We start from the raw sequence: 22675 nt of genomic DNA on the forward strand, positions 1-22675 counted from the left end.
AGGTAGACTGCCGCCGCCGTCCAACATCCACCACAAGGTTCCATGCAAGCCATCCCCGCCATCACCGCCATCACCGCGTGCCTGCTGCTGTCCTGCGCGGCCAGCGTCCACGCGGCCAATTATTGCGACTCGCCGCAATGGTCTATCGTGCATAACAAGAGCTACGACGAGGTGATGAAAATCGCCACGAAGCGCGACAAGATCCGCGACGCCGAATGCAGTTTTACCGACGTGATCCTGAGAATCCAGAACGAGGAAGCGGGCATCGGGCGCTATCCGGGCATCCTGCTCATCGCCGACGCGCAGGATGAAAATTTCGTCGTCACCAGCCGCGTCGGCGCCTACACCATCTTCAGCTACCGCTATAACGACAAGCGCCTGCTGCAGTTTGCCATGAAGGATCACAGCTGGGCGGAAGGGGAAGAGTTCCAGGCCGGCGCCTACAAGATCACGGGCGTGAAGGAATTCAAGACCATCACGGGCTTCCCCACCACCTTGCTGGTGGTACAGACTTTCCAGTTTTACGGGCCCAAATAAGGCGGCAGCAACGCGCCCAGTTCCTGCGCCACTTGCCGGCGCCGTTCGGGCGTGGCGAAGACACCCACCGCCACGTGCCGGGTAGCATCACAGATATCGTTGATGTGTATCAATTGGCGCGGCCATTGCGGCACGGCGATGCGCGTGCGCCATGGGGAAAAGTGGTGGCGCCGGCAACGCCCGCCGCTGACCTGTTCGATGATCAACTCGCCGTCGCGCAGGACGATGTGTTCATAGTCGCGCGCATGGCGCAGGTAATGCAGCAGGGCGGCGGCCACCAGGATCAATTCGGCGAAGGAAAAAACGGGAATGTACCAGAGGCCGCGCAACGCAAAGGCGGCGGCAATGACGAGGGAAAACAGGCATAGCAAGCCATAGGCGCGCAGCAACTGGCGCGCCGTCAAGGCACTGTGGCGCGCGAGCAGCCATTGCGGCTGCTCGCGCGAGTGATCGCGTGGCATGACGCCTCCCGCACTATCGCTCCATCACCGCAGCGGCCCTCGCCGCCGCCAGGTTCAGCCAGATCGTTCAGCTAGCTCGTTCAGCCAGCTTGCGCCAGGGTCAGGCGCCCATCCGCACCAGCGCATGGCCCACGTGCTGCCACCAGTGATCGCGCGACTTGACCTGTTTCAGGCAAGACGTGTCGATTTCCGTAGGAAACACGTGATCCTGGCACGCCTTCGTTTCCAGTGCATAGCGCTGGTTTTCCGCCGCCGCCAGGGCCACGACGAGCCAGAACGCCAGCGCCAGCAAGACCACCAGCAAACTCCAGGCCAAGTGGTTGGTATTACTTTTTTCGCCAAAAAACTCGCGTGGCCGCGTCTCGCGGTACATCGACATCAAGTCTTTTTCTTTCTCTTCCGACATCTGCGTTTGCATCCTCTGACATCCTATCCTGTACCGGCCGGCTGGCCATGGCGGCGCACACGCCGCCTTGCCGCCATTTTACGCTGATGGCGCCACAGCGGCGGCAATTTGCGGCCAGCCACTGGCATCAGGGGCGCGGCGCTGGCGCCCGGGGAGCGTCGGACTCGGCATCGCCCTCCTCTGCAGGCCGCACGGGCGCCAGGCTTTCCACATGGTCGACGTCGATGTCGCCGCCATCGGGCGCCGTATTCTGCGGCTCCACGCCGGCCCGCTCGCCCGTGCCCGCGGCATCGCTGTCGCTATCGAGCTCTTCCGGGTCCTGGCCCGGCACGCCCTGCATGTCGCTGCCGCTGTCGGAACTGTCGCTGGGGCCCAGCGCCCCCTTGCCATGGCCGCTGCCCAGGACGCGGTCGGGGATGACGGGCAAATTGTCCGGATCGAGTGAACTGCTGCTCATGGCGGCCTCCCGTTAACAAAAAAACCAGCTTACTCCCCTGGCCCGGCCAGCGGCGCACGCCTGCACGGCACTTCCCACGGGGAAATGCGGCGGCGCACAACTATTTTCATAAATTACTTCACAAATGTACTATTCATTGCTATAGTTAATTCAAGTAAGCATCTTCTCATCCAGAAACTGCTTCATCGGCGGCACGGCGCCCACCAGCGCCATGCCGCCGAACCGACCGGTACGTGGCGATCCGGCCCATCCACCCAGCCATCACACACATTTTGGAGTCTTATCATGCAAGCCAAATCCCTCATCGCAGCATTGTTTGCCATCACCGCCGCCACCTCGGCTTTCGCCCAAAGCGCCGCGCCTGCCGCCACGGGCCAGCAATTGTCGCGCGAGCAAGTCACGGCCGAATACGTCCGTGCCCGCAACGCCGGCGAAATCGCCACCAGCGAAGTCGACTACCCGAAAATGCCGGCCACCGCCGCCAGCCAGGTGACGCGCGAGCAAGTCATGGCCGAGTTCTACGCCGCCCGCAAAGCCGGCCTGATCCCGCAAACGGAAGCGGACTTTGACGTCGCGCAAACGGCCAAGCACGTCGTGCAATAAGAAACCAGTCAGCCGGTTTCAGTCAGTAACAACTCAGTTGCGGCGCAGCACCCCGGGCCACTCCCGGCGCTCACCGCGGCGAGCTGTCAGCATCACCCCAACACCTTCTTCTGGAGTTTCTGCATGCCCCTGCACCGCCGTTTGCTTGCCGCCAGCCTGATCCTTGCCTTGAGCGCTTGCGCCGACATGGGCCATATCGCGCCGCAATCGGCCATGCTCGACGCCAGCAAGCTACAGGCGAACCAGGCCATGGATGCCGCCGCCAGCGCCGCCATCGAATGGCCGCGCACGCAATGGTGGCAAGACTTGCACGACCGCCAATTGAACCGTTTGATGGACCAGGCCCTGGCCGACAGCCCCACCCTGCGCAGCGCCCAGGCGCGCGTGCGCCAGGCCGAGGCGCTGGCCGGCGCGGCCGAAGACAAGACTCGTCCGCAGGCCGACGCGAGTGTTTCCATCAACCGCGAACTGTATTCCCAGCACGGCAGCACGCCGGCGCCGCTGGCCGGCAATTACGCGTGGCGCAACCAGGCCACCGTCACGGCTTCGTACGACCTGGACCTGTGGGGCCGCAACCGCGCCGCCCTGTCCGCCGCCCTGGGCGACGTGCAGATGGCGTCGGCCGAATCGCAGATGGCCCGCCTGGCGCTGGAAACGGCGCTGGTGCGCACCTACATCCAGCTGTCGTATGAATTCCAGCTGCAGGACGTGATCGAACGCAGCCTGGCGCAGCGCGCCCGCATCCTCGACATCACGCGCCAGCGCAAGGCGGCCGGCATCGGCACGGACATCGACGTGGCGCAGATCGAAACCACTTTGCCGGCCGGACGCCGCCAGCTGGAACAGTCGGCCGAATCGCTGGCGCTGCTGCGCAACCAGCTGGCGGCCCTGGCGGGCAAGGGCCCGGCAGCGGGCGCGGCGTTCACGCGCCCCGTGCTGCGCCTGGACCAGCCGCTGGCCATTCCCGCCGCCCTGCCGGCCGACCTGATCGGCCGCCGTCCCGACATCGCCGCCCAGCGCTGGCGGGTGGAAGCGGCGGCGCAGCGCATCGACGCGGCCAAGGCCGAGTTTTACCCGAACGTCAACCTGGTGGCATTTGCCGGTTTCCAGGCCTTCGGCTTCAGCCATTTTCTTGATGCCAACTCGCAGATCCGCGGCGCCTCGCCCGCTCTCAGCCTGCCCATCTTTGCCGGCGCCCGTCTGCGCGCCCAGCTGGGCAGCCAGACAGCCGTGTACGACGGCGCCGTCGAGCAATACAACGCCACCGTCATCAACGCCATGTCGGACGTGGCCAACGCCGTCACCAAGGCGCAATCGCTGGCCAGACAGCACCAGCTGACCGCGCAGGCGCTGGCCACGGCGCAGCGCGCACGCGACCTGGCGGAAAAGGCCTACAAGGCGGGCATGAGCGACGCCATCGCCATGCTCAACACGCAAGTGGCGCTGCTGGCGGAAGAACAGCAGCAGGCGCAAAATGGGGCGCGCGAGCTTGATCTCTACGTTTCCTTGATGAATGCACTGGGAGGCGGCATATAAGCTTGCAATCCTGGCATTGCCCTAGCTCAACAAGATACAATCGGAACTTTATTCACACATGAAGGAATATGACATGACCGCTTTTGACGCCACCGCCAAGCGGCTGCAAAACATCCGCACGCGCATGCCAGGCTTCCCCATGGAACTGATGCGTTTATTGCGCATGACGTACCACATTCAAAAAGGCATGAAGGACCTGACCAACGCCGCGCTGAAAAAGCACGACCTGGTCGATGCCAGTTACATGGTGCTGGCCGTGCTGTACGGCACGGACGACGAAACCTCGAACGCCTGCACCCTGGGCATGGCCTGCCATGAAAAACCGGCCAACCTGACGCGCGTATGCAACGACCTGGAAACGCGCGGCCTGATCCATCGGGGCACGCGTCCCGGCGACCGCCGCTCCGTGATGATCTCGCTGACCGATAAGGGCCGCGCGCTGATCGAAACGGCGCTGCCCGACGTGTACCAGGAAACCTCGGCCCTGTACGAAGGGTTCACGGAAGAAGAGCTGCAAGTGCTCGACAAGCTGTACATGCGCCAGCTGCGCAATTTGAACAATCTCAACAACCAGAACTGATAGCCTATCGATGACGCCAGCCACAGCAACAACACCTATAGACGGCCCCCTGACCCGGGCGGCCCGCTGGCTGGCGCTGGCGCTGCAGGACTGGCGCGCGACGGAAGGCGAACGCTGGATCTACGTCGGCAAGACCCTCATCGCCGCGTTCTGCGCGCTGTGGCTGGCCTACCGTCTGGGCCTCGATTCACCGAGCACGGCGATGACCACCACCATCATCCTGGCCCTGCCCAGCAGCGGCATGGTGCTGGAAAAAAGCTTTTACCGCCTGTGCGGCACCCTGCTCGGCTGCACGGCCGCGCTGACCCTGATCGGCCTGTTCCCGCAGCAGCCCGTGCTGCTGTTCGCCGGCCTGGCCCTGTGGGTGGGCCTGTGCACGAGCGGCTCGGCCCTGCACCGCAATGCCCAGTCGTATGTGTACGTACTGGCCGGCTACACAGCTTGCATGATCGTGCTGCCCGCCATCGAGCAGCCGATGCAGGTCTTCTCGCTGGCCGTCACGCGCGTGGCTGAAGTGAGCCTGGGCATCATCTGCTCGGCAGCCGTCTCCAGCGTGCTGCTGCCGCGCCACCAGGGCACGCAGGTGATGCGCACGGTGCAGGCGCGCTACGGAAAATTCCTCACCTTTTGCCAGGACGTGCTGCAGCAAAAGCTCACGCCGGCGCAGGTGGAACTGACGCATCTGCAGTTTGCCGCCGACGTGGCGGCGCTGGAACTGGGCCGCTCGGCCGCCCTGTTCGAAGTCACCAGCAAGGTCAGTCACGTGCGCGCGCAAAACCGCAAGCTGCACGCCTTCAACGCCACCTTCATGACGGCGCTGACCACCTTCTATACTTTCCACCGCCTGTTCGACCGCCTGCAGCGCGATGGCGAGACGCAGGTCATGCAGGCCTGCGCGCCTTTGTATGCCATCGTCGCCGAGGCGCTGCAAGCGACGCCGTCGCAAGACTCGCTCGACACCATGCAGCGGCATCTGCAAACGGCGCTGGGCCAGGCGCGCGCGGACATCGATGGCGCGGCCATCGCGCATGCGCAGCGCATCGACTTCGACACCGTGTGCGAACTGCTCGAGCGCTTCGCGCGCGACATGAGCCGCTTTCACGAAGTGTATTTCAGCCTCGTGCACGACACGCCGCTGGACGTGAGCACGCCGCAGGCGTATGCGCCGAAGACGCCGCCCGCACTGGTGCTCGCCAGCGGCGCGCGCGCCGGCATCAGCCTGGCCCTGCTGGCGCTGGGCGCCTACTTCCTCGCCTGGCCCTACGCCAGCACGGCGATGCTGATGGCGGCCGTGTTCTGCGCGCTGGCCTCATCCTCGTCGCGCCCCATCATGATGATCCGCCAGGTACTGGCGGGCTTTTTGATCGCCATGCCGCTGTCGCTCGTCTGCGTGTATTTCGTGCTGGTGCACGGCGACGGCTTCCCCATGCTGGTACTGAGCTTTGCGCCGTTTCTCGCCGTCGGCCTGTACCTGATGACGAATCCGGCCAAGCTGGGCGTAGGCCTGGGCGTGTCGACCTTCATCACGCAGATGGCGCCGACGAATGTGATGCACGTCGATGGCGCAGCCTTTCTCAACACGGGCATGGCCCTGATCGTGGGCCTGATGCTGGCCGCCCTCGTGTTTGCCGTGCTGCTGCCCGAGCACACGATGGGCCACAAGGACCACATCGGCCGGGCCCTGTGGCGCGAAGCGCTGCATGCGTGCACGGCGCCCGCACGCCGCGTCAAGCACCGTTTCGACAACCGCGTACGCGACCTGCTCAGCCAGCTCAATGCGGCGGCCGGCCCGGCGCCGGGCGAGGCCACGCGCGCCGTCGTGCGCCAGGCCTTGACCCTGCTGGAAATCGGCCACTCCGTGATCGAACTGCGCGAACTGATCGCCACCGCCCGGCCGGGCGCCACGCGCCACGCGCTGCAGCAATGCGTGGACCACATCGCCAGCTGGCTGCGCACGCGCAGCGATACGGCACTGCAGGCGGCGCTGGCCGCCACCCTGCAGGCGGGCGCCGTGGTGCGCGCGGCCCAGACGGAAGCCGATGCGACCGGCGAGCGCAGCGCGCGCCTGCAGACGGCGCTGGCGGACCTGCACTCGATCTATACCTCCTTACTCGACCACATGGCGCCTGGCGCCGGAGACCACCATGCCGCGTGAATTCGCCCTGTTCGGAATTCTGATTCCTACCCTGCTGCCCCTGTTCCTCCTCAGCATAGCCCTGCAAACCCTGCTCGACCGCGTGCTGGGCTGGCTGGGCGTGTACCGCATGGTGTGGCACCCGTCGCTGGCGCGGCTGTGCATCTTCATCGCCATCTTCGGCGCGCTGGCGCTATCGCTATACAAATAAAAAAACTGTTCAACCCGATCAAGGAAAGGCTGCCGACATGGTAAGCAAACTGACCCGCTATGCAATCACCGTGCTGCTATTGGCAGCCGCCCTGTGGATAGGCAAGACCGTCTGGGACCGCTACATGGAGTCGCCGTGGACGCGCGACGGCCGCATCAAGGCCGACATCGTCAACATCAGCGCCGACGTGGCCGGCACCGTCACGGACGTGCTGGTGCGCGATAACCAGGTCGTGCAAAAGGGCGACATCCTGTTCGTCGTCGACAAGGAGCGCTATGCGAGCGCGCTGGCGCAAGCCGACGCCGTGCTGGCCGCGCAAAGGACGGAGCAAGGCCGCCGCGGCAAGGAAGCGCAGCGCCGCGCAGGCCTTGACGCCAGCATCATCTCGACGGAAAGCCGCGAAAGCGCGGTGTTCGCCGCCACCTCGGCCACGTCGCAAGTGCAGGCCGCCGTGGCCGCCCGCGCACTGGCCCAATTGAACCTCGAACGCACCACCGTGCGTGCGCCCGTCAGCGGCTACGTGACGAACCTGAACGTGCACAAGGGCGACTTTGCCGCCGTCGGCGCGGCCAAGCTGGCCGTCATCGACAGCGCCTCCTACTACGTCGTCGGCTACTTCGAAGAGACCAAGCTGGGCATGCTGGCGCAGGACGACAAGGCGGAAATGAATCTGATGAGCGGCGGCACCCTGCACGGCCACATCGAGAGCATCGCGCGCGGCATCACCGACCGCGACGCCGCCACGGGCCGCGAACTGCTGGCCGACGTCAACCCCACGTTCAACTGGGTGCGCCTGGCGCAGCGCGTGCCCGTGCGCATCCACATCGACGAGCAGCCAAAGGGACAATTGCTGGTGGCCGGCACCACGTGCACCGTGGTGGTGACACCCCATTCGGCGCCTACGCCGAAGCCAGCGGCCGCGCACCCGGCATGATACGCGGCGGTGCCGGGCGCCTGGCGGAAATCGCCCTGTTCCTCGACGCCGCGGCGCTGGGCAGTTTTTCCGCAGCCGGCCGCAAGCAGGGCCTGTCGCCGGCCGCCGCAAGCGCCGCCATTGCGCGCCTGGAATCGGCGCTGGGCGCCACCCTGTTCGAGCGCACCACGCGCCAGCTGCGCCTGACGGAAGAAGGCCTGCACTACCGCCACTACAGCGAACAGGCGCTGGACTTGCTGGCGCAGGCCGAAGACGGCTTGCATGCGGGCGGCGGCGCCGTGCGCGGCGTGGTGCGCATTTCGGCACCATCCGACATCGGCCGCCAGTTGCTGCTGCCCATGCTCGACCGCTTTGCCGCGCTGCACCCGCAGGTGCGCCATGCGCTGACCCTGACGGACGCCACGGCCAACCTGGTGCAGGACGACGTCGACCTGGCCATCCGCTACGGCGAGCTGCCCGACAGCGACATGGTGGCGCGCCTGCTGCACCCGGGCCGCCGCGTCGTGTGCGTGGCGCCAACGCTGGCCGCCAGGGTCGGCGTGCCGGCCGCGCCGCGCGACCTGGCATCGCTGCCGACCCTCGTGCTCACGGCCGGCGACGGCGCGCCGCAGGAGTGGCGCTACCGCGAAAACGGCAAGCGCCACGGCTTGCGCCTGCAGGGGGACTGGCACAGCAACGATGGTGAAATCATCCGCCGCTGGGCCGTGGCCGGCCATGGCTATGCCTACAAATCCCTGCTCGACATCGGCGACGACCTGCGCGCGGGGCGCTTGCAGACGGTGCTCGACGATTACTTTGCCGATAGCGTCCCCCTGAACCTGCTGTACCGGCGCAGCCGCTTCCAGCCGCCGCGCGTGGCCCTGCTGGTCGACTTCCTGCTGCAGCAATTCGCCGCCCTGCCGGCGCACGGCTAGCCAGCCATCCTCACGGCGCCAGCACGCCCAGCTGGCGCAGCAGGGTCAGATTGTCTTCCAGGTGCCAGTTGTCGCTGATGCGCCCTTGCGCATTGACCCGGTACAGATCAAACGCATGGAAATCGATGGCTTGCCCCTGGCCGCGCAACTCGCCCTGCGGCGTGGGGAAGACGCCCGTGAAGCGGCCCGTGAAATGCAAGCGCAAGGAGACCCGGTCGCCCGCCACCAGCATCTCCTCGATGGCGACTTTCAAATCCGGCACGGCCGCGTGGAATACTTGCGACGCCTGCAACGGGCCGGCCAAGCCCTGCGGGCGGCCGGCGGGCAAGGTACGGTCGGTGAAATCGTCAGCCAGCGCCAGCCGCGCCAGGGCCGGATCGCCGCTTTGCCAGAACGCGGCGTAGCGGCGCGCGGCCAGCGCCACGGTGGCATCGGCTTTCGCGCCAGACAGGTGGGCCGGCATGGGCAAATCCATGGCGGCATGGGCTGGCGCGGCGGCCAGCAGCGACAGGGCAAGGAGGGCGGGGGCAAAAGCGGGCATAGTAGTTCCAAATGAGTTGATCGGCGTGCACATGGCACACCGTCATTCTGGACCCGCTTGCCGCGCTTGATAATTGGCCCCGCGCTTGAATCAGTTACTTGCAGGAATTGAAGATCAGCGCCCGCCCGCCACGTCGAGGATGCTGCCCGTCACATAGCTGGCGCCCGGCCCCAGCAGGTACAGGATGGCGTCGGCGATTTCTTCCGGCTGGCCGCCCCGCTGCATCGGCACGCCGGGCGCCAGGCGCGCCACCCGTCCCGGTTCGCCGCCCGAAGCATGGATCTCCGTATAGATGATGCCGGGCCGCACGCCGTTGACGCGGATGCCTTCGGCCGCCACTTCCTTCGCCAGGCCAAGGGTCAGGGTATCGACGGCGCCTTTCGAGGCCGCGTAGTCGATGTATTCGTCTGGAGAGCCGAGGCGGGCCGCCGCCGACGACACGTTCACGATGCGTCCGCCGTGCCCGCCATGGGCCGTCGACATGCGCCGCACGGCCTGCTGGCAGCACAGGAAATAACTGATCACATTGGTGCGCAGCACGCGTTCGAGGCGCTGCGCGGACATGTCGACAAGCCGGCATTTCTGCTCCAGCACGCCCACATTGTTGACCAGCGCCGTGAGCGTCCCCAGGCGCGCATCGACTTCCGCAAACAGTCGCGCCACGTCCGCTTCATCGCTGGCGTCGGCCTGCACGGCGATGGCCTCGCCCCCGCCGGCCACGATGCGCGCGCACAGCGCGTCGGCCGCCTGCGCGTCGCGCACATAGTTGATGCACACGGCATAGCCCTGGCGCGCCGCCAGCAGTGCCGTCGCCGCGCCGATGCCGCGGCTGCTACCGGTAATCAAGATCACTTCCTTCATCGTCCCTCCTGAATAGTTGTGGCTTCATCATACGCGGACGAAAAAAAACCCGCGCGCGGCGGGTTTTTCGTACTGACACATTCAATTTCGGAAATGCGTCATGGCGTAAGTGAGATGCTGCCACCAGTGTTCGCGCGACTGCACGGACGCCAGGCATTTCGCATCGACCTCGTTCTTGAACGCGGGGTCCACGCAAGCCTTGCTGGCCAGCGCATTGCGCTGGTTTTCCACGTTGACGATGGCAATCGCCAGCCACGCCACGAGGGCGAGGGCCAGTACGCACAGGGTCCAGGGCAGCTGTTTCATGACGTCTCCGCTTACTTCTTCGCTGGCGCCGGTGCGCGCTCTTTCAGCACGCGCGCCACCAGTTCATCCATCACGCGCAGGGTCGCCGCCTGGGTTTGCGGTTCGGACTGGCCCGGGCGCGACAGCTGCGCCGGCGACGTCACGAAGCGGCCATCGATGACGATGGTCGGCGCGCTCTCGATCTTGCTGGCGGTGATCAGCTGCTCGTTGCGTTTCAGCTTGGTCTGCACGCCGAACGAGTTGAACATGTCCAGGTATTTCGCCTTGTCGATGCCGTTCTTGACCAGCAGGTCGAGGATGGCGTCATCGCGGTTCAGGCGGTTGCGCTCGACGTGGATGGCGCGGAAGATCTTGTCGTGGAACTGGTCCAGCTGGCCCATCGCTTCCAGCGTGGCATAGGCGTGCGCCTGCGGGTCTTTCGGGCCGGTGGCGGCCAGGTGGACGCGGCGGAAGGCGATCTTGTCGCCCTGCTTCTTGACCCAGTCGTGCATCAGCGGATCGAGCACGTAGCAGTGCGGGCACGAATACATGAAGTACTCGACCACTTCCACCTTCTTGCCCGTGTCCGTGCGCACTGGCGTCGTGAGCGTGGTAAAGCCGGTATCGGCCGCCATGGCGCCGCCGGTGGCCGCCACCAGGGTGACGGCGGCAAGCAGGGGACGCAAGAAACGCAGAAAACGCATAATAATCCTTCATCATAAGTGGTCGTGAACGGGGCGAGATTACCACTTTTTGCGCCGGACGATGTCGCCCGGCCGGAAAAAAAGCGCTTTTATCCGCTCCGTTTGCGCCCGCTTAAGCCGCATTTAAGCCCCGCCGCGCCCCTGCCTCAAAAATGGTAGCGCGCCGACACGCGCAACTGGCGCGCGTCATTGAGGTAAATGCTGGAGCGGCAACCCGGCGCATCGCCGTAATGGCGGCGGTTGGCCAGGTTGCTGCCAGCCAATTCCAGCTCCCAGGCGCCCAGCTTGCGCACATAGCGCCCGTCCACGGTGGCAAACGCTGGCACTTGCGCCAGGCAGCTGCTGGCGAAATCGGGACCATAGCGCAGGGCGCGCAGCCATTGCACGCCGGCGTCGGCACTGGCACCGCCCTGCCCCGTCCAGTACAGGCGCAGGCTGGCCAGGGTCTTGGGCACGAGAGCGATGTCCGGGCCGTCGTAGGCGTAATCGTCATAGCGCGCATGCACCTGGCGCAACTCCCCGTCGAGGCGCCAGTCGCGCGCCAGCGCCATGCTGGCCTCGATGGCGACGCCGTCGCGGCGCGAGGGATCGAGGTTGCCCGCAAAGCCCAACTGGCCCAGGTTCTGGTCGAAGACGATCTGGTTGCTCAGGCGCTCGCTGAACACGCGCACGGAAGCGCTGCGCGCCGCATCGCCGAAGGTGGCACCCACTTCCATTTCACGCCGCAGCTGTCCCGCCAGCGGGCGGTAGCCGGCGCGGGTATAGCCATCGTCGTCGATGCGGTAGCTGCGCGCGGCCTTGGCATACACGCTCAGTTGCGGGCGCAGCTGCAGGCTGCCCTGCACGTCCCAGGCATTCTGGTTTTCCCAGTCGCTGCCACCGGCGGGCATGTCGGCCGGATCGAGCTGGAACTGTTCATGCCGCAGCCCCAGCAGCAGGCGCGGCGCATACGCACCGCCGAAGGCCAGCTCCTCGCGCAGCAGCAGCGCGCGCGAATACTGGCGGCGCTGCGCATCGCCCGCGCGGCCCGAGCGCCGCTGCCACTGCATCAGGTCCAGGCCCACTTCCGTATCCGTGCCCACGCCGCCCACCTTGCCGTAATGGCGCAGGCGGGGCGCCAGCTGCCGGCGGCGGCTGCTGTACGTCGATTCGCTGCTGCCATCCTCGCCCGCATAGTGGGCCGTGGCGCGCTTTTCCCGCTGCGACAGTTCCACGCCCAGCTCGAAACTGCCCACATAGCGCTGCACGAAGGCGCTGGCGCGCCGCACTTCATAGCGGTACAGGTCTTCCGGACGGGCCGCCAGCAAGGCCAGGAACGGCGCCTCGGGCGCCGGATAGCGGGTGTCCTGGTTCAGCTGGTCGGCGCTGAAGCCGAAGCGGCCCTGGCGCAGCTTCCATTCCGCGCCGCCGTTGAAGCCGCGCTGGTGAAACACGCTGCCATCGCGGTAATTGCCGTTGCGCAGGCCGTCGATGGCCACATCGAGCACCATGCCGCCCTGATCGCGCGACAGAGCGCCGCGCACGCTGTGCTGGCCGCCCTGCGCCAGTTCGGCGGACAAGTCGCCATGCGTGACGCCGGCCGCGCCACCTTCCACGCCTTCCTGCGCGCACGCCGGCATGGCCAGGGCGCACAACAGCAAGGTGCGCATGGCGATGGTCAGGGCGGAAGGGGCAGGCATCATGGCGGAAAGCTGGGTGCGCCACCGGGGCGCGCACGCACGGCAGCAGGAGGGATGGCAAAAGCGAATCATTATACGCACGGCGCGCGGCGCCGCAACAGCCGGCAAGGCTGCCTGCACAATTTATTGCTTATTTGTAATTTTTACAGGTATATTAATGAACGCCCGGCGATCCTGGGCGCAGCCGACTGCATTTGAAGATCATCAATCAGAAGTCACTGTGGGAGTCACGCATGGAAAGTCGTAGCACAACGCGCCGCCGCATTTCCCTCATCCCGGGCAAGTTCAAAGCCCTGTCCATCGCCGCCCTGCTGCTGACCGGCCTGGCCCTGCAAGCCGACCTGTTCGCCCAGCCGGATCAGGGCAAGCCCGCCAGCGCGCCCCTGCCCCTGGCGCCATCGGCCGACGGCATCGCCCTCGCTTCGCCGCATGCGTCGGCCGTCACCACGCCCAGCGCCAGCAACGCCTGGGGCGGTGCGCGCACGGGCGCGCAAGCGACCCTGTCGGACCGCGTGGTCGACTACCAGATCGAAGCGACGCTCGATCCCGTCAAGCACACGATAGACGGCCAGCAGAAGCTGCGCTGGCGCAACCGCAGCGCGCAAGCCGTCAGCAGCGTCTACCTGCACCTGTACCTGAACGCGTTCGAAGGCGAGCATTCGACCTTCTTCACCGAGAAGCGCAAGCTCGACACGGGCTTCCGCTCGGGCGTCGACACGCGCGACGGCGAGTGGGGCTACATCGAACTGCGCAGCATGACGCAGAACGGCGCCAGGGCGCCCTGGCATTTCGTCCAGCCCGACAACGGCCCGGCCACCGACCGCACGGTGGTGCGCGTCGACTTGCCGCAGGCCGTCGCGCCGGGCGCCGAGACGACGCTCGACATCCGCTTCTTCGACCAGCTGCCACGCGTCATCGCGCGCACCGGCTATTTCGGCAGCTTCCACCTGGTGGGCCAGTGGTTTCCCAAGATCGCCGTGCTGGAACTGCCCGGCGAACGGGGCGCCACGGCGCCGCGCTGGAACGCGCATGAATTCCACCTGAACTCGGAGTTCTACGCCGACTTCGGCCACTACGACGTGAAGCTGACCGTGCCCAAGGAATACACGGTGGGCGCCACGGGCGAACTGCAGGGCGCGCCGCAGGAAAAGAACGGCATGCTCACGCATCACTATGTGCAGGGCGACGTGCACGATTTCGCCTGGACGGCCGACAAGCGCAGCGCGCAACCGCTGCTGGGCAGCTGGAGCGGCCCTGGCAGCCCGCCCGTGGCCATCAAGGTGCTGTACCCGCCCGAGTACGCGTCAAACGCGGCGCCCGCGCTGCAGGCGGCCAAGGATACACTCACGTATTTTTCGCGCACCCTGGGCCCGTATCCGTACAAGACCCTGACGGTGGTGATTCCGCCGTTTAACGCGGCCGAAGCGGGCGGCATGGAATACCCGACCTTCTTCACGGCCTCTGGCTACGCCGGCCTGCAGCCGAAGACGGCGGCCGAATTCGGCCTCGATTTCGTCACCATCCATGAATTCGGCCATGGCTATTTCTACGGCATCCTGGCCTCGAACGAATTCGAGGAACCTATCCTCGACGAAGGCTTGAACGAGTACTGGGACCAGCGCATGCTGCGCGCGCGCGGACAGGATATCCACGCCACCACGCCCCTGCTCAAGCGCCTCGGTTTCGCTCCCGCCTTCAAGGTCTTCGAGTTCGAGCGCACGGCCGCACCGCGCCAGGACGCGGCCGACCCGCTGGGCCAGAACGCGTGGGACCGCCTGCAGGGCGTGGGCCCCGTGTACAGCCGCACGGCCACCACCCTGCGCGACCTGGAAGCGAGCATCGGCGGCGAGGCCATGGAACGGGGTTTCAAGGCCTACTATGAACAGTGGAAATTCCGCCACCCGAGCGTGGCCGACCTGCGCGAAGCGCTGGCCGAAGCGACGGGCCAGCGGCGCATCGTGGAACAGATCTTCGCACAGCAAGTGTATGCCAGCGCGAATATCGACGACCGCATCGGCAGCTTCACCAGCGACGAGCAGACGCCGCTGGCCGGCCTGGCGTTGGTGAACGGCAAGCGCGTGGAACACACGTCCGAGGCGCTGGAACAAGAAGAGGACAAGGTGCGCGAAGCGTGGGACAAGGCGCACCCGGACGCCAAGCCCGGCACGGGCCCCTATCCGTATCTGACCAGCGTGGTGCTGCGCCGCCGCGGCGCGCCCGTGCCGCAAGTGCTGCTGGTGAAGTTCGCCGACGGCACCTCCGAACGCGTGGTGTGGGATAACGACCAGCTGTGGCAGCGCTACACCTGGAGCAAGCCCGTGAAGGCCGTTTCGGCCGAACTGGACCCCGACCGCGTGCACTACCTCGACGTCAACAAGCTCGATGACAGCCGCACCTTGAAAGCCGACAAGTCCGCCGCGCGGCGCTGGAGCTTCGACCTCGCCGCCGCCTTCCAATACCTCTTTTCCCTGATTGCCACCGTATGAGCGCCACTTCCACGACACGGGCCAGCGGCCTGGCACTGACCACGCGCGCCAGCCGCGCCGCCCTGCAATGGCGCTTGCTGCTGCTGTGGGCCGGCCTGCTGCTGATCCCCACCATCGTTGCCGTCATCCCCCTCTGGCGCACCTTGAGCGCCAGCCTCGATCAGGCCGTGCATGCGGCGGCCCTGGCGCAGCAGCTCGACCTGATGACCCTGGCCGACCTGGCAGCCAATGCCAGCCGCAATGGCGCCGCCATCAGCCAGGCCGCCATCGCCGGCGTCGTCCTGACCCTGCTGCTGTCGCCGCTGCTGAGCGGCCTGGTGGTGACAGCCGCGCGCGCGCCGGCCCCATTGGGTTTCGGCCCCCTGCTGACGGGCGCCTTCAACGCATACGGCCGCATGCTGCGCATGCTGTTGTGGAGCATCGTGCCGCTGGGCCTGGCGCTGATAATCGGCGCCGGTGCGCTGAAACTGGCCGACAAGCACGCGGCGACAGCCATCCTGGAAGCGGACGCCGACCTGGCCCGTCACCTGGCCTTGCTGTTCGCGGGCGTGCTGTTCCTGCTGGCCTGCGCCACGCTCGATGCGGGCCGCGCGGCACTGGCCATCGACCGGCGCCGCACGTCGGCCGTCAAGGCATGGTGGCGGGGCCTCGGCATGCTGCGCCGGCGTCCGCTGGCCTGCCTGGCCATCTACCTCGCCATCACCGTGCTGGGACTGGCCCTGTATGCGCTGCTGGGCGTGGCGCGCCTGAACCTGGCCGGCCCGGGCCCGCTGGCCATCGTGGCCGGCTTGCTGGCAACGCAGCTGGCGGTGCTGGTGCTGGCGTGGATGCGCAGCGCGCGCCTGTTCGCGCTGATCAGCGTCAAACGCTCGCTCGCTTGATCAAGCTTGATCAAGCCCCCAGGCGCCCTTCATCGGCGAGGAAGTCGATGAAGGTGCGCACTTTCGAGGACAGGTAGCGGCGGCTCGTGTAGACGGCATACACCTTGCCGCCCGCCAGCTGGTAGCCGTCGAAGAGGCGCACCAGCCGTCCGGCCGCCAGATCCGCATCCGTCTGCCACGATGGCAGCAGCGCGATGCCCATGCCGTCGAGCGCGGCCGCGTGCAGCAGGCTTTCGTTATTGCATTGCAGGACGGGCGAGAACTTCACCGTCTCGCGTCCCTGCGGGCCGTCGAACGTCAATTCGTTGCCGTTCGATAGCAGCGAATAGCTGATCATCGCGTGCTGCGCCAGGTCTTGCGGCAGCTGCGGCTGGCCCGCGCGCGCCAGATAGGCGGGCGCGGCCACCAGGTGAAAGGCGATGCTGCCGATGGGCCGCGCGATCAGGGCCGGCGATGGCGCCTGACTCACGCGCAGGGCCAGGTCGAAGCCCTCTTCCACCAGGTTGACCACTCGCCCGCTCAAGTCGATGTCGAACGTCACTTCCGGAAAGCGCTCGCGGTAAGCCACGAGGGTGCGCGTAAAGATGGCGTTGGCGAACCAGACGGGCGCGCTCAGGCGCAGCATGCCGCGCGGCACCACGGTCGTGCGGCCGACCGTCGCTTCCACCTCGTCGAGGTTGTCGAGCATGTCGCGGCACTGTTCAAAATACACCTTGCCGATTTCCGTCAGGCTCAGGTGGCGGCTGCTGCGGTTCAGCAAGCGAGCGCCCAGGTGGCGTTCCAGGTGCATCACGTGCTTGCTGACCATGGCCGGCGACAGGTCGAGGCGCTCGCTGGCGCGCACGAAACTGTCCAGCTCTACCACGGCGCGAAACACGCGCATGCTGCGCAAGGTATCCATGACTGCCCGATCATCAACAAAATGGAAATGATATATCAATAATGGCGATCTTGATCAACTGGCTGGGGATGACTATCATCGATAGCATCAGCCATTCCACTGCGGAGCCGCCATGCAAGAGCACACTTTCCCTACCTATTTCCTGTCGCACGGCGGCGGCCCGTGGCCGTTCATGAAAGACCAGTTCGGCGGCCGCTACGACGTGCTGGAAGCGTCGCTGCAGGATATCCCGCGCCAGATCGGCGTGCGTCCGGAAGCCGTGCTGGTCGTCACGGCGCACTGGGAAGGACCGCAATTCCTCGTGTCGGCCAGCCCCCGGCCGGGCATGATTTATGACTATTCGGGCTTTCCGCCGCACACCTATCAAATCCAGTACCCGGCACCGGGCGCGCCGGCACTGGCGGCGCAGGTGAAACAGTTGCTGGACGCGGCCGGCCATCCGGCGCGCCTCGACCACGAGCGCGGTTTCGACCATGGCACCTTCAGCGCCCTGTTTCCCATCTACCCGCAGGCGGACATGCCGCTGGTGCAACTGTCGCTGAAACACGGCTACGACCCGCTCACCCACATCGAGGTGGGCCGCGCGCTGGCCAGCCTGCGCCGCCAGGGCGTGCTGATACTGGGCAGCGGCCTGTCCTACCATAATCTGCGCCAGTTCGGCCAGGCGGGCGCCGTCGCCTCGCACCAGTTCGACGCCTGGCTGCGCCAGACGATGGCCTTGCCGTCGGAACAGAGATTGGCGCAGCTACTGGCCTGGGACCGGGCACCGGGCGCACGCCAGGCCCATCCGCAGGAAGACCATTTGCTGCCGCTGATGGTGGCGCTCGGCGCGGCCGAACAGGAAGCGGCGCACGTGGCGTATCACGAGGAGGATTTTTTTGGAGCCTTGGCCGTCACCAGCTTCAAATTCGGATAATCCGGCAACGCATAAAAAAAGCGCCGCGACAGTGATGTCGCGGCGCTTTTTGTAAGCCGGGGTCAGACCCTCAACACCGCTAACGGCTGGTTCAGCGTCAACGTCACCGGGGGTCTGACCCCAGAATTTGCTTTGGGGTGAGTCAGCGCCCGTGAATTACGTCCCGCGCTTGCCGCGCGCCGCATTCTTCGCCTTCTCGGCAGCAATCTCGGCCGCCTTGGCCGCTTTTTCCGCCATCTCGGCCGCATGCTGGGCCATCAGAGCGGCGCGCGTGTCCGGCGTTTCCAGCGAGATGCGTCCCAGGATGCCGCTGCGGTAATCGAGCAGCAAGGTGTGCGACGCTTTCTCGAAATCGTAGTCGCCGCCCTTGATGCGGAAGCCGCGCTTGGCGGCGATGCCTTCGACCACGCCGATGGCGTCGACTTCACCGACCTTGGTGCCGTAGCGGGTTGCCAGCAAGTCCGGGTAGCGCTTGAGCAATTCCTCGGCCAGGAACACGGCCACTTCCTCTTCGATCAGCGCGTTCGAGCCGATGGCGTGGCTGGCGGCCAGCATCAGGCCATCGCTGGGGATGGCGATCTTCGGCCACAGCATGCCGGGCGTGTCGACGAGGATGGTGTTCTTGTCCAGGTACAGCTTTTGCTGCATTTTCGTCACGGCCGGCTCGTCGCCCACCTTGGCCACGCGCTTTTTCAGCAGCGCGTTCATCAAGGTCGACTTGCCCACGTTGGGGATGCCCATGATCATGATGCGCAGCGGCTTCGTCGGCACGCCGCGGTGCGGCGCCAGCGACTTGGCCAGGTCCGGAATGCGCGCCACGTCGCCCGGCTTCTTGGTCGTCATCGCATACGCGGTCACGCCTTCCTGGGCATTGAAATACGCGACCCAGGCGGCTGTCGCGGCAGGGTCGGCCAGGTCGGTCTTGTTGAGGATTTTCAGGCAAGGGCGCTGGCGGAACAGGCGCAGCTCGTCCACCATGGGATTGCAGCTGGCTGCCGGCAGGCGCGCGTCCACCACTTCAATCACCAGATCGGTGTTTTCCATGGTTTCGGCCGCTTTCTTGCGGGCCGCGTTCATGTGTCCTGGGTACCATTGTATCGCCATGCTCTTGCTTTCAAAATCGTTCAGTCAATCCGCTATTTTACGTGGTTGCCGCCACGACGTCCCATTTTCCACCGCCAACGCCAGCCGTGCGACGCGAACGAGACAATTGGTGATAATTTGGCAGTTACTCGAATGATAAGATCCGCAGTCCGTCCAGCCTGGCCGGTTTCCCCATTGCAAGTTCTACCTGGCACGCATTCCATGCATCTTCCCCGTTTTTTCCTCCTCGCCCCCCTTTGCGCCTGCCTCTTGCCCGCCATGGCCCAGGAACAAGCGGCGGCGCCGGGCGATGCAGTGCAGCAGGAAATGCAGCAGATTGTCGATGTGCAAGGCACACGCGATCCCGACCTGCGCCCCTACCGCACCATGCTCAAGGGACTTGACGCGTATGCCGACCACCAGCGCCTGGCGCCGGGCGCGCCGCTGCGCTTCATGCTGATCCCCGCCACGCCGAAGGCCAGGCTCGATGGCGTGACCCTGCACCTGTCGGCCGACAACCTGTCGATCCCCGTGCCGCTGGCGGCGGACGGCGGCTTCACCTTGACGCGCGACAAGACCGCCTACGACGCGAATGCCGACCTGATCAGTAACAAGAAGCGCGACACCCTGCGCTGGCGCGCCGACATCCACACGCCGGGTCTGCCCGCGAACGTGCGCCGCCTGGGCGACTTGCGCCTGGAATGCGAAATACGCTGGGCCGTCGAGCAGGACCAGCTGTCCTTCGTCCGGCGCAACCTGTTCCGCATGGCCGGCGGACCGTGCCACTCGTCGCTGATCCACGTGCCGTATCCCGTGTTCCGCAAGCTGCTTGCCGTGCAGGCGCGCTCGGGCGAGCGTACACTGGACGTCCGCATCACGGAAGACCGCCAGCGCTACGTGCCGCCGCTGCACGACCAGAGCTGGGACGACAATACCCTGCTGACCCTCACGTATGCCGATGACGGCAACATGGCGCAAGCCGCGCCCGCAGGGGCACTGCGCCAGTGATATCCACGCTGGAAACCATATCAAGCATTTCCATATGGATTCTTTTATTTACTGAGAGTAATAAAAAAGTGTGCTCTAATATCGCCTCTTAAATGAAAAGCAATAATTTTCCAGGCTGGCTCCCGCCAGATGCAGGGAGATAGGCGATGGGGAATGGCTCGATATGATGATGATGGAACACACTGGCAAGGCGCCCAAGCGCGTGCCGCGCAATGACTGGAAGAAGGAATGCCGGCAGTTGCAGCAGCAAGTGACGCAGCTGGAAGAGCGCCTGAAACGCCAGAGCGCCGACAGCTATGGCTTGCAAATGCTGTACGACCAACTGGTCAATGAAATCAAGCACCACCGCGACATGTTGCAACTCGACAGTTTTGATGCGGATAAATCATCGCTCGTCTACACGCAAGCCTGGCACCGCTTCATGGCCGGCGACGCGCTCGACTACCAGACGCACCGCCACACGAATTCCAGCAGCCGCCCCACCTTGCTGTAGCGCGCGAGGCCCTTACAGTTCCGCCAGCGCCTTCACGTGCGCCGCCACGCTGCGGCCCAGCGACGACAGGTTGTAGCCCCCTTCGAGGCAGCTGACGATACGGCCTTTGCCATACTGGCTGGCCACGGCCATCATCTGCTGCGTCATCCACGTATAGTCAGCCTCCACCAGGCCCATGCCGCCCACGTCGTCTTCGCGGTGGGCGTCGAAACCGGCGGAAATGAAAATCATCTGCGGCTGCTGGCGGTGCAGCGCGGGCAGCCAGTGGTCGAGCACCAGCTGGCGCACGGCGTCGCCTTTCGAGCGGGCCGGCACGGGCACGTTGACGCGCGTGTCGGTGTACGATTCCACGTCGCTGTACGGATAAAACGGGTGCTGGAAAAAGCTCACCATCAGGATGCGCGGATCATTTGCCACGGACTCGGCCGTGCCATTGCCATGGTGCACGTCGAAGTCGACGATGGCGACCCGTTCGAGCCCCCGAACGTCGAGCGCATGCTTGGCGGCGATGGCGACATTATTGAACAGGCAAAAACCCATGGGTTCGCTGGGCCGCGCATGGTGGCCGGGCGGGCGGATCGCGCAAAAGGCATTGCTGATCTCGCCATCGATGACGGCATCCGTGGCTGCCACGGCCGAGCCGGCCGCGGCCAGCGCCGCCTCGTAGCTGTGCGCGTTGAGCAGGGTGTCGCCGTCGAGCGGATAGTAGTCGCCTTCCTGCGGCACATTGTCGCGCACGAGGCCGATGGCCGTGGCGCTGTGGTTGCGCTCGATATCGGACAATTGCGCACGCACGCCGTCGCGGTGCTCGACCAGGTCGCTGATGTGCGCGAGTATCAATTGGTCATTGATGGCCTGCAAGCGGGCCGGCGATTCTGGGTGCCAGTCGCCCATTTCATGGCGCTGGCAATCGGGATGGGTATAAATGGCTGTGCTCATGCGCTGTACTGGTTACCTCTGTCTCTGTCCATTCTCCGGGAACACTGCATGGCATTCCTGTTCGCCCTGCGCGTTCTCGCATAAAATCACTGGCCGGTCTGTGCCGCTACTGCACTAATCTACCACGTGCACGGCACCGGCGGGCGGCACGGCTTGACCTGGCCAAAGCGATTGTAAATTAAATAATCCGTCTTACTGTGATAGAAATAGCATGTTTTCGAAAATACACCAGGCCGCACAGCAGATCGGCGAAGTTCTCGTCGGCAAACACTTGCAGATCCGCCAGACCCTCGCCTGCGTGCTGGCCGGCGGCCACCTGCTGATCGAAGACGTGCCCGGCGTGGGCAAGACGACTTTGGCCCACGCGCTGGCCATCTCGCTGGGCCTGCAATGGAAGCGCCAGCAATTCACGAGCGACCTGCTGCCCGCCGACGTGGCCGGCATGAGCGTGTATGACCGGGGCAGCGGCAGCTTCGTGTTTCATCCCGGCCCCCTGTTCACGCAAGTGCTGCTGGCCGACGAGATCAACCGCGCCACGCCGAAGACGCAATCGGGCTTGCTCGAAGCGATGGAAGAGCGGCAAGTGACGCTCGACGGCGTCACGCACGCGCTGCCGCAACCGTTTTTCGTCATCGCCACGCAGAACTGCGCGCACCAACTGGGCACCTTCCCCTTGCCCGAATCGCAGCTCGACCGTTTTCTCATGTGCGTGACCCTCGGCTATCCCGATGCGGCCGCGGAACGGGCGCTGCTGCTGGGCGCCGACCGCCGCGCCATGCTGCAAACCTTGCCGGCAGTAATGAATGCGGAAGAATTGCTGCAGGCGCAAGCGGGCCTGCGCGCCATCCACGCGTCAGTCGCCGTCGTCGACTATGTGCTGGCCCTCGTGCATGCCACGCGCGCGCCAGGCGTGTTTGCCGATGGCCTGAGCCCGCGCGCCGCGCTGGCCCTGCTGCAGGCGGCGCGCGCCTGGGCCGCGTTGGCTGGACGCGACCACGTCACGCCCGACGATGTGCAAGCCGTGCTGTTGCCCGTCTGCGCCCACCGTCTGCACGCCGCGCAAGGGTCCACCGATAGCCGCAGCCTGCTGCAGCACATGCTGTTGAGTATTCCCGTCTGACCGGC

The 22675-nt window shown here is 65.6% G+C and carries 25 protein-coding genes; 14 read left to right on the plus strand and 11 right to left on the minus strand.

Annotation, left to right across the window (positions count from 1 at the left end):
• Positions 1-42 precede the first annotated feature (42 nt).
• A complete protein-coding gene (locus tag MRBLMS1_RS22610) occupies positions 43-537 on the plus strand; it encodes a hypothetical protein (protein WP_485882085.1) in 495 nt (164 codons plus the stop codon).
• On the opposite strand, the gene MRBLMS1_RS22615 is transcribed toward MRBLMS1_RS22610, so the two are convergent.
• From MRBLMS1_RS22615 to MRBLMS1_RS22625, 3 genes are all read right to left on the minus strand, one after another.
• The gene (locus MRBLMS1_RS22615; protein WP_128140224.1) at positions 522-998 is read right to left on the minus strand and encodes a DUF2244 domain-containing protein; all 477 of its coding nucleotides are present in this window, start codon (positions 996-998) and stop codon (positions 522-524) included. The two genes, MRBLMS1_RS22610 and MRBLMS1_RS22615, sit on opposite strands and share 16 nt — an antisense overlap.
• Before the next feature lie 100 nt (positions 999-1098).
• The gene (locus MRBLMS1_RS22620) at positions 1099-1416 is read right to left on the minus strand and encodes a hypothetical protein (protein ID WP_034782067.1); all 318 of its coding nucleotides are present in this window, start codon (positions 1414-1416) and stop codon (positions 1099-1101) included.
• A gap of 115 nt (positions 1417-1531) precedes the next feature.
• The gene (locus MRBLMS1_RS22625; RefSeq protein ID WP_128140225.1) at positions 1532-1861 is read right to left on the minus strand and encodes a hypothetical protein; all 330 of its coding nucleotides are present in this window, start codon (positions 1859-1861) and stop codon (positions 1532-1534) included.
• A 285-nt stretch (positions 1862-2146) separates the two neighbouring features.
• Here MRBLMS1_RS22625 and MRBLMS1_RS22630 point away from each other — a divergent pair, with 285 nt between their 5' ends.
• From MRBLMS1_RS22630 to MRBLMS1_RS22660, 7 genes are all read left to right on the plus strand, one after another.
• On the plus strand, positions 2147-2464 hold the full coding sequence (locus MRBLMS1_RS22630; protein ID WP_485882088.1) for a DUF4148 domain-containing protein: 318 nt from the start codon (positions 2147-2149) through the stop codon (positions 2462-2464).
• A gap of 123 nt (positions 2465-2587) precedes the next feature.
• The gene (locus tag MRBLMS1_RS22635) at positions 2588-4000 is read left to right on the plus strand and encodes an efflux transporter outer membrane subunit (RefSeq protein ID WP_485882090.1); all 1413 of its coding nucleotides are present in this window, start codon (positions 2588-2590) and stop codon (positions 3998-4000) included.
• 73 nt (positions 4001-4073) lie between these two features.
• Positions 4074-4580 carry a MarR family winged helix-turn-helix transcriptional regulator gene (locus tag MRBLMS1_RS22640; protein WP_034751839.1) on the plus strand — a complete coding sequence of 169 codons (507 nt, stop codon included), beginning with the start codon at positions 4074-4076 and terminating at the stop codon, positions 4578-4580.
• 10 nt (positions 4581-4590) lie between these two features.
• Positions 4591-6735, plus strand: coding sequence for an FUSC family protein (locus MRBLMS1_RS22645; protein WP_485882093.1), 2145 nt, complete (start codon positions 4591-4593; stop codon positions 6733-6735).
• Positions 6725-6925 (plus strand): DUF1656 domain-containing protein, encoded by a 201-nt coding sequence (locus MRBLMS1_RS22650; RefSeq protein WP_034751763.1) that lies wholly within the window; start codon positions 6725-6727, stop codon positions 6923-6925. The genes MRBLMS1_RS22645 and MRBLMS1_RS22650 overlap by 11 nt, the downstream gene beginning before the upstream one ends.
• Positions 6926-6962: 37 nt before the next feature.
• Positions 6963-7859, plus strand: a complete 897-nt coding sequence (locus MRBLMS1_RS22655; RefSeq protein WP_485882095.1) for an HlyD family secretion protein — start codon at positions 6963-6965, stop codon at positions 7857-7859.
• Positions 7793-8773 (plus strand): LysR family transcriptional regulator, encoded by a 981-nt coding sequence (locus MRBLMS1_RS22660; RefSeq protein ID WP_485882097.1) that lies wholly within the window; start codon positions 7793-7795, stop codon positions 8771-8773. The genes MRBLMS1_RS22655 and MRBLMS1_RS22660 overlap by 67 nt, the downstream gene beginning before the upstream one ends.
• A 10-nt stretch (positions 8774-8783) precedes the next feature.
• Here MRBLMS1_RS22660 and MRBLMS1_RS22665 read toward each other — a convergent pair whose 3' ends face one another.
• From MRBLMS1_RS22665 to MRBLMS1_RS22685, 5 genes are all read right to left on the minus strand, one after another.
• Positions 8784-9314, minus strand: a complete 531-nt coding sequence (locus MRBLMS1_RS22665; RefSeq protein WP_485882099.1) for an ester cyclase — start codon at positions 9312-9314, stop codon at positions 8784-8786.
• A 114-nt stretch (positions 9315-9428) separates the two neighbouring features.
• Positions 9429-10175, minus strand: a complete 747-nt coding sequence (locus tag MRBLMS1_RS22670; RefSeq protein WP_139090404.1) for an SDR family oxidoreductase — start codon at positions 10173-10175, stop codon at positions 9429-9431.
• A gap of 81 nt (positions 10176-10256) precedes the next feature.
• Entirely contained in the window at positions 10257-10481 is a 225-nt protein-coding gene (locus tag MRBLMS1_RS22675) for a hypothetical protein (RefSeq protein ID WP_070303949.1), read from the minus strand.
• Between the two features lie 11 nt (positions 10482-10492).
• Positions 10493-11164 (minus strand): thiol:disulfide interchange protein DsbA/DsbL, encoded by a 672-nt coding sequence (locus tag MRBLMS1_RS22680; RefSeq protein ID WP_034751770.1) that lies wholly within the window; start codon positions 11162-11164, stop codon positions 10493-10495.
• Positions 11165-11310: 146 nt separating this feature from the next.
• Entirely contained in the window at positions 11311-12846 is a 1536-nt protein-coding gene (locus MRBLMS1_RS22685) for a TonB-dependent receptor domain-containing protein (protein WP_485882103.1), read from the minus strand.
• A gap of 230 nt (positions 12847-13076) precedes the next feature.
• Between MRBLMS1_RS22685 and MRBLMS1_RS22690 the strand changes: the two genes are divergently transcribed.
• Both MRBLMS1_RS22690 and MRBLMS1_RS22695 read left to right on the plus strand, forming a co-directional pair.
• Positions 13077-15329 carry a M1 family metallopeptidase gene (locus MRBLMS1_RS22690; protein WP_485882105.1) on the plus strand — a complete coding sequence of 751 codons (2253 nt, stop codon included), beginning with the start codon at positions 13077-13079 and terminating at the stop codon, positions 15327-15329.
• Positions 15326-16210 (plus strand): hypothetical protein, encoded by an 885-nt coding sequence (locus MRBLMS1_RS22695; RefSeq protein WP_485882107.1) that lies wholly within the window; start codon positions 15326-15328, stop codon positions 16208-16210. The genes MRBLMS1_RS22690 and MRBLMS1_RS22695 overlap by 4 nt, the downstream gene beginning before the upstream one ends.
• Positions 16211-16220: 10 nt before the next feature.
• On the opposite strand, the gene MRBLMS1_RS22700 is transcribed toward MRBLMS1_RS22695, so the two are convergent.
• The gene (locus MRBLMS1_RS22700; RefSeq protein WP_456148826.1) at positions 16221-17111 is read right to left on the minus strand and encodes a LysR family transcriptional regulator; all 891 of its coding nucleotides are present in this window, start codon (positions 17109-17111) and stop codon (positions 16221-16223) included.
• 112 nt (positions 17112-17223) lie between these two features.
• Here MRBLMS1_RS22700 and MRBLMS1_RS22705 point away from each other — a divergent pair, with 112 nt between their 5' ends.
• Positions 17224-18027: a DODA-type extradiol aromatic ring-opening family dioxygenase gene (locus tag MRBLMS1_RS22705; RefSeq protein ID WP_485882110.1), complete on the plus strand. Its 804-nt coding sequence runs from the start codon at positions 17224-17226 to the stop codon at positions 18025-18027.
• A 156-nt stretch (positions 18028-18183) separates the two neighbouring features.
• Here the strand turns inward: MRBLMS1_RS22705 and ylqF are convergent, their stop codons facing one another.
• On the minus strand, positions 18184-19131 hold the full coding sequence (gene ylqF / locus MRBLMS1_RS22710; RefSeq protein WP_128140235.1) for a ribosome biogenesis GTPase YlqF: 948 nt from the start codon (positions 19129-19131) through the stop codon (positions 18184-18186).
• A gap of 201 nt (positions 19132-19332) precedes the next feature.
• Here ylqF and MRBLMS1_RS22715 point away from each other — a divergent pair, with 201 nt between their 5' ends.
• Together MRBLMS1_RS22715 and MRBLMS1_RS22720 are read left to right on the plus strand one after the other, a co-directional pair.
• Positions 19333-20118, plus strand: a complete 786-nt coding sequence (locus tag MRBLMS1_RS22715) for a hypothetical protein (protein ID WP_485882112.1) — start codon at positions 19333-19335, stop codon at positions 20116-20118.
• Between the two features lie 169 nt (positions 20119-20287).
• A complete protein-coding gene (locus MRBLMS1_RS22720) occupies positions 20288-20611 on the plus strand; it encodes a hypothetical protein (protein WP_485882114.1) in 324 nt (107 codons plus the stop codon).
• A gap of 12 nt (positions 20612-20623) precedes the next feature.
• Here MRBLMS1_RS22720 and MRBLMS1_RS22725 read toward each other — a convergent pair whose 3' ends face one another.
• Positions 20624-21550 carry a histone deacetylase family protein gene (locus MRBLMS1_RS22725; RefSeq protein WP_070303957.1) on the minus strand — a complete coding sequence of 309 codons (927 nt, stop codon included), beginning with the start codon at positions 21548-21550 and terminating at the stop codon, positions 20624-20626.
• A 211-nt stretch (positions 21551-21761) separates the two neighbouring features.
• On the opposite strand from MRBLMS1_RS22725, the gene MRBLMS1_RS22730 reads away from it, so the two are divergent.
• On the plus strand, positions 21762-22670 hold the full coding sequence (locus tag MRBLMS1_RS22730) for an AAA family ATPase (protein ID WP_485882116.1): 909 nt from the start codon (positions 21762-21764) through the stop codon (positions 22668-22670).
• Positions 22671-22675 lie beyond the last annotated feature (5 nt).

Origin of the sequence: Massilia sp. LMS1-1-1.1 (genome assembly GCF_040815535.1) — a bacterium.
Lineage (GTDB): Bacteria > Pseudomonadota > Gammaproteobacteria > Burkholderiales > Burkholderiaceae_D > Janthinobacterium > Janthinobacterium aestuarii.

Bases quoted from the DNA above. Each gene is read 5' to 3' on its own strand.
- MRBLMS1_RS22635 (WP_485882090.1), top strand. From the start codon at position 2,588: ATGCCCCTGCACCGCCGTTTGCTTGCCGCCAGCCTGATCCTTGCCTTG.
- MRBLMS1_RS22655 (WP_485882095.1), top strand. From the start codon at position 6,963: ATGGTAAGCAAACTGACCCGCTATGCAATCACCGTGCTGCTATTGGCA.
- MRBLMS1_RS22645 (WP_485882093.1), top strand. From the start codon at position 4,591: ATGACGCCAGCCACAGCAACAACACCTATAGACGGCCCCCTGACCCGG.
- MRBLMS1_RS22670 (WP_139090404.1), bottom strand. From the start codon at position 10,175: ATGAAGGAAGTGATCTTGATTACCGGTAGCAGCCGCGGCATCGGCGCG.
- MRBLMS1_RS22630 (WP_485882088.1), top strand. From the start codon at position 2,147: ATGCAAGCCAAATCCCTCATCGCAGCATTGTTTGCCATCACCGCCGCC.
- MRBLMS1_RS22650 (WP_034751763.1), top strand. From the start codon at position 6,725: ATGCCGCGTGAATTCGCCCTGTTCGGAATTCTGATTCCTACCCTGCTG.
- MRBLMS1_RS22625 (WP_128140225.1), bottom strand. From the start codon at position 1,861: ATGAGCAGCAGTTCACTCGATCCGGACAATTTGCCCGTCATCCCCGAC.
- MRBLMS1_RS22705 (WP_485882110.1), top strand. From the start codon at position 17,224: ATGCAAGAGCACACTTTCCCTACCTATTTCCTGTCGCACGGCGGCGGC.
- ylqF (WP_128140235.1), bottom strand. From the start codon at position 19,131: ATGGCGATACAATGGTACCCAGGACACATGAACGCGGCCCGCAAGAAA.
- MRBLMS1_RS22665 (WP_485882099.1), bottom strand. From the start codon at position 9,314: ATGCCCGCTTTTGCCCCCGCCCTCCTTGCCCTGTCGCTGCTGGCCGCC.
- MRBLMS1_RS22685 (WP_485882103.1), bottom strand. From the start codon at position 12,846: ATGATGCCTGCCCCTTCCGCCCTGACCATCGCCATGCGCACCTTGCTG.
- MRBLMS1_RS22695 (WP_485882107.1), top strand. From the start codon at position 15,326: ATGAGCGCCACTTCCACGACACGGGCCAGCGGCCTGGCACTGACCACG.
- MRBLMS1_RS22675 (WP_070303949.1), bottom strand. From the start codon at position 10,481: ATGAAACAGCTGCCCTGGACCCTGTGCGTACTGGCCCTCGCCCTCGTG.
- MRBLMS1_RS22640 (WP_034751839.1), top strand. From the start codon at position 4,074: ATGACCGCTTTTGACGCCACCGCCAAGCGGCTGCAAAACATCCGCACG.
- MRBLMS1_RS22610 (WP_485882085.1), top strand. From the start codon at position 43: ATGCAAGCCATCCCCGCCATCACCGCCATCACCGCGTGCCTGCTGCTG.
- MRBLMS1_RS22615 (WP_128140224.1), bottom strand. From the start codon at position 998: ATGCCACGCGATCACTCGCGCGAGCAGCCGCAATGGCTGCTCGCGCGC.
- MRBLMS1_RS22730 (WP_485882116.1), top strand. From the start codon at position 21,762: ATGTTTTCGAAAATACACCAGGCCGCACAGCAGATCGGCGAAGTTCTC.
- MRBLMS1_RS22720 (WP_485882114.1), top strand. From the start codon at position 20,288: ATGATGGAACACACTGGCAAGGCGCCCAAGCGCGTGCCGCGCAATGAC.
- MRBLMS1_RS22620 (WP_034782067.1), bottom strand. From the start codon at position 1,416: ATGCAAACGCAGATGTCGGAAGAGAAAGAAAAAGACTTGATGTCGATG.
- MRBLMS1_RS22700 (WP_456148826.1), bottom strand. From the start codon at position 17,111: ATGGATACCTTGCGCAGCATGCGCGTGTTTCGCGCCGTGGTAGAGCTG.
- MRBLMS1_RS22725 (WP_070303957.1), bottom strand. From the start codon at position 21,550: ATGAGCACAGCCATTTATACCCATCCCGATTGCCAGCGCCATGAAATG.
- MRBLMS1_RS22690 (WP_485882105.1), top strand. From the start codon at position 13,077: ATGGAAAGTCGTAGCACAACGCGCCGCCGCATTTCCCTCATCCCGGGC.
- MRBLMS1_RS22715 (WP_485882112.1), top strand. From the start codon at position 19,333: ATGCATCTTCCCCGTTTTTTCCTCCTCGCCCCCCTTTGCGCCTGCCTC.
- MRBLMS1_RS22680 (WP_034751770.1), bottom strand. From the start codon at position 11,164: ATGCGTTTTCTGCGTTTCTTGCGTCCCCTGCTTGCCGCCGTCACCCTG.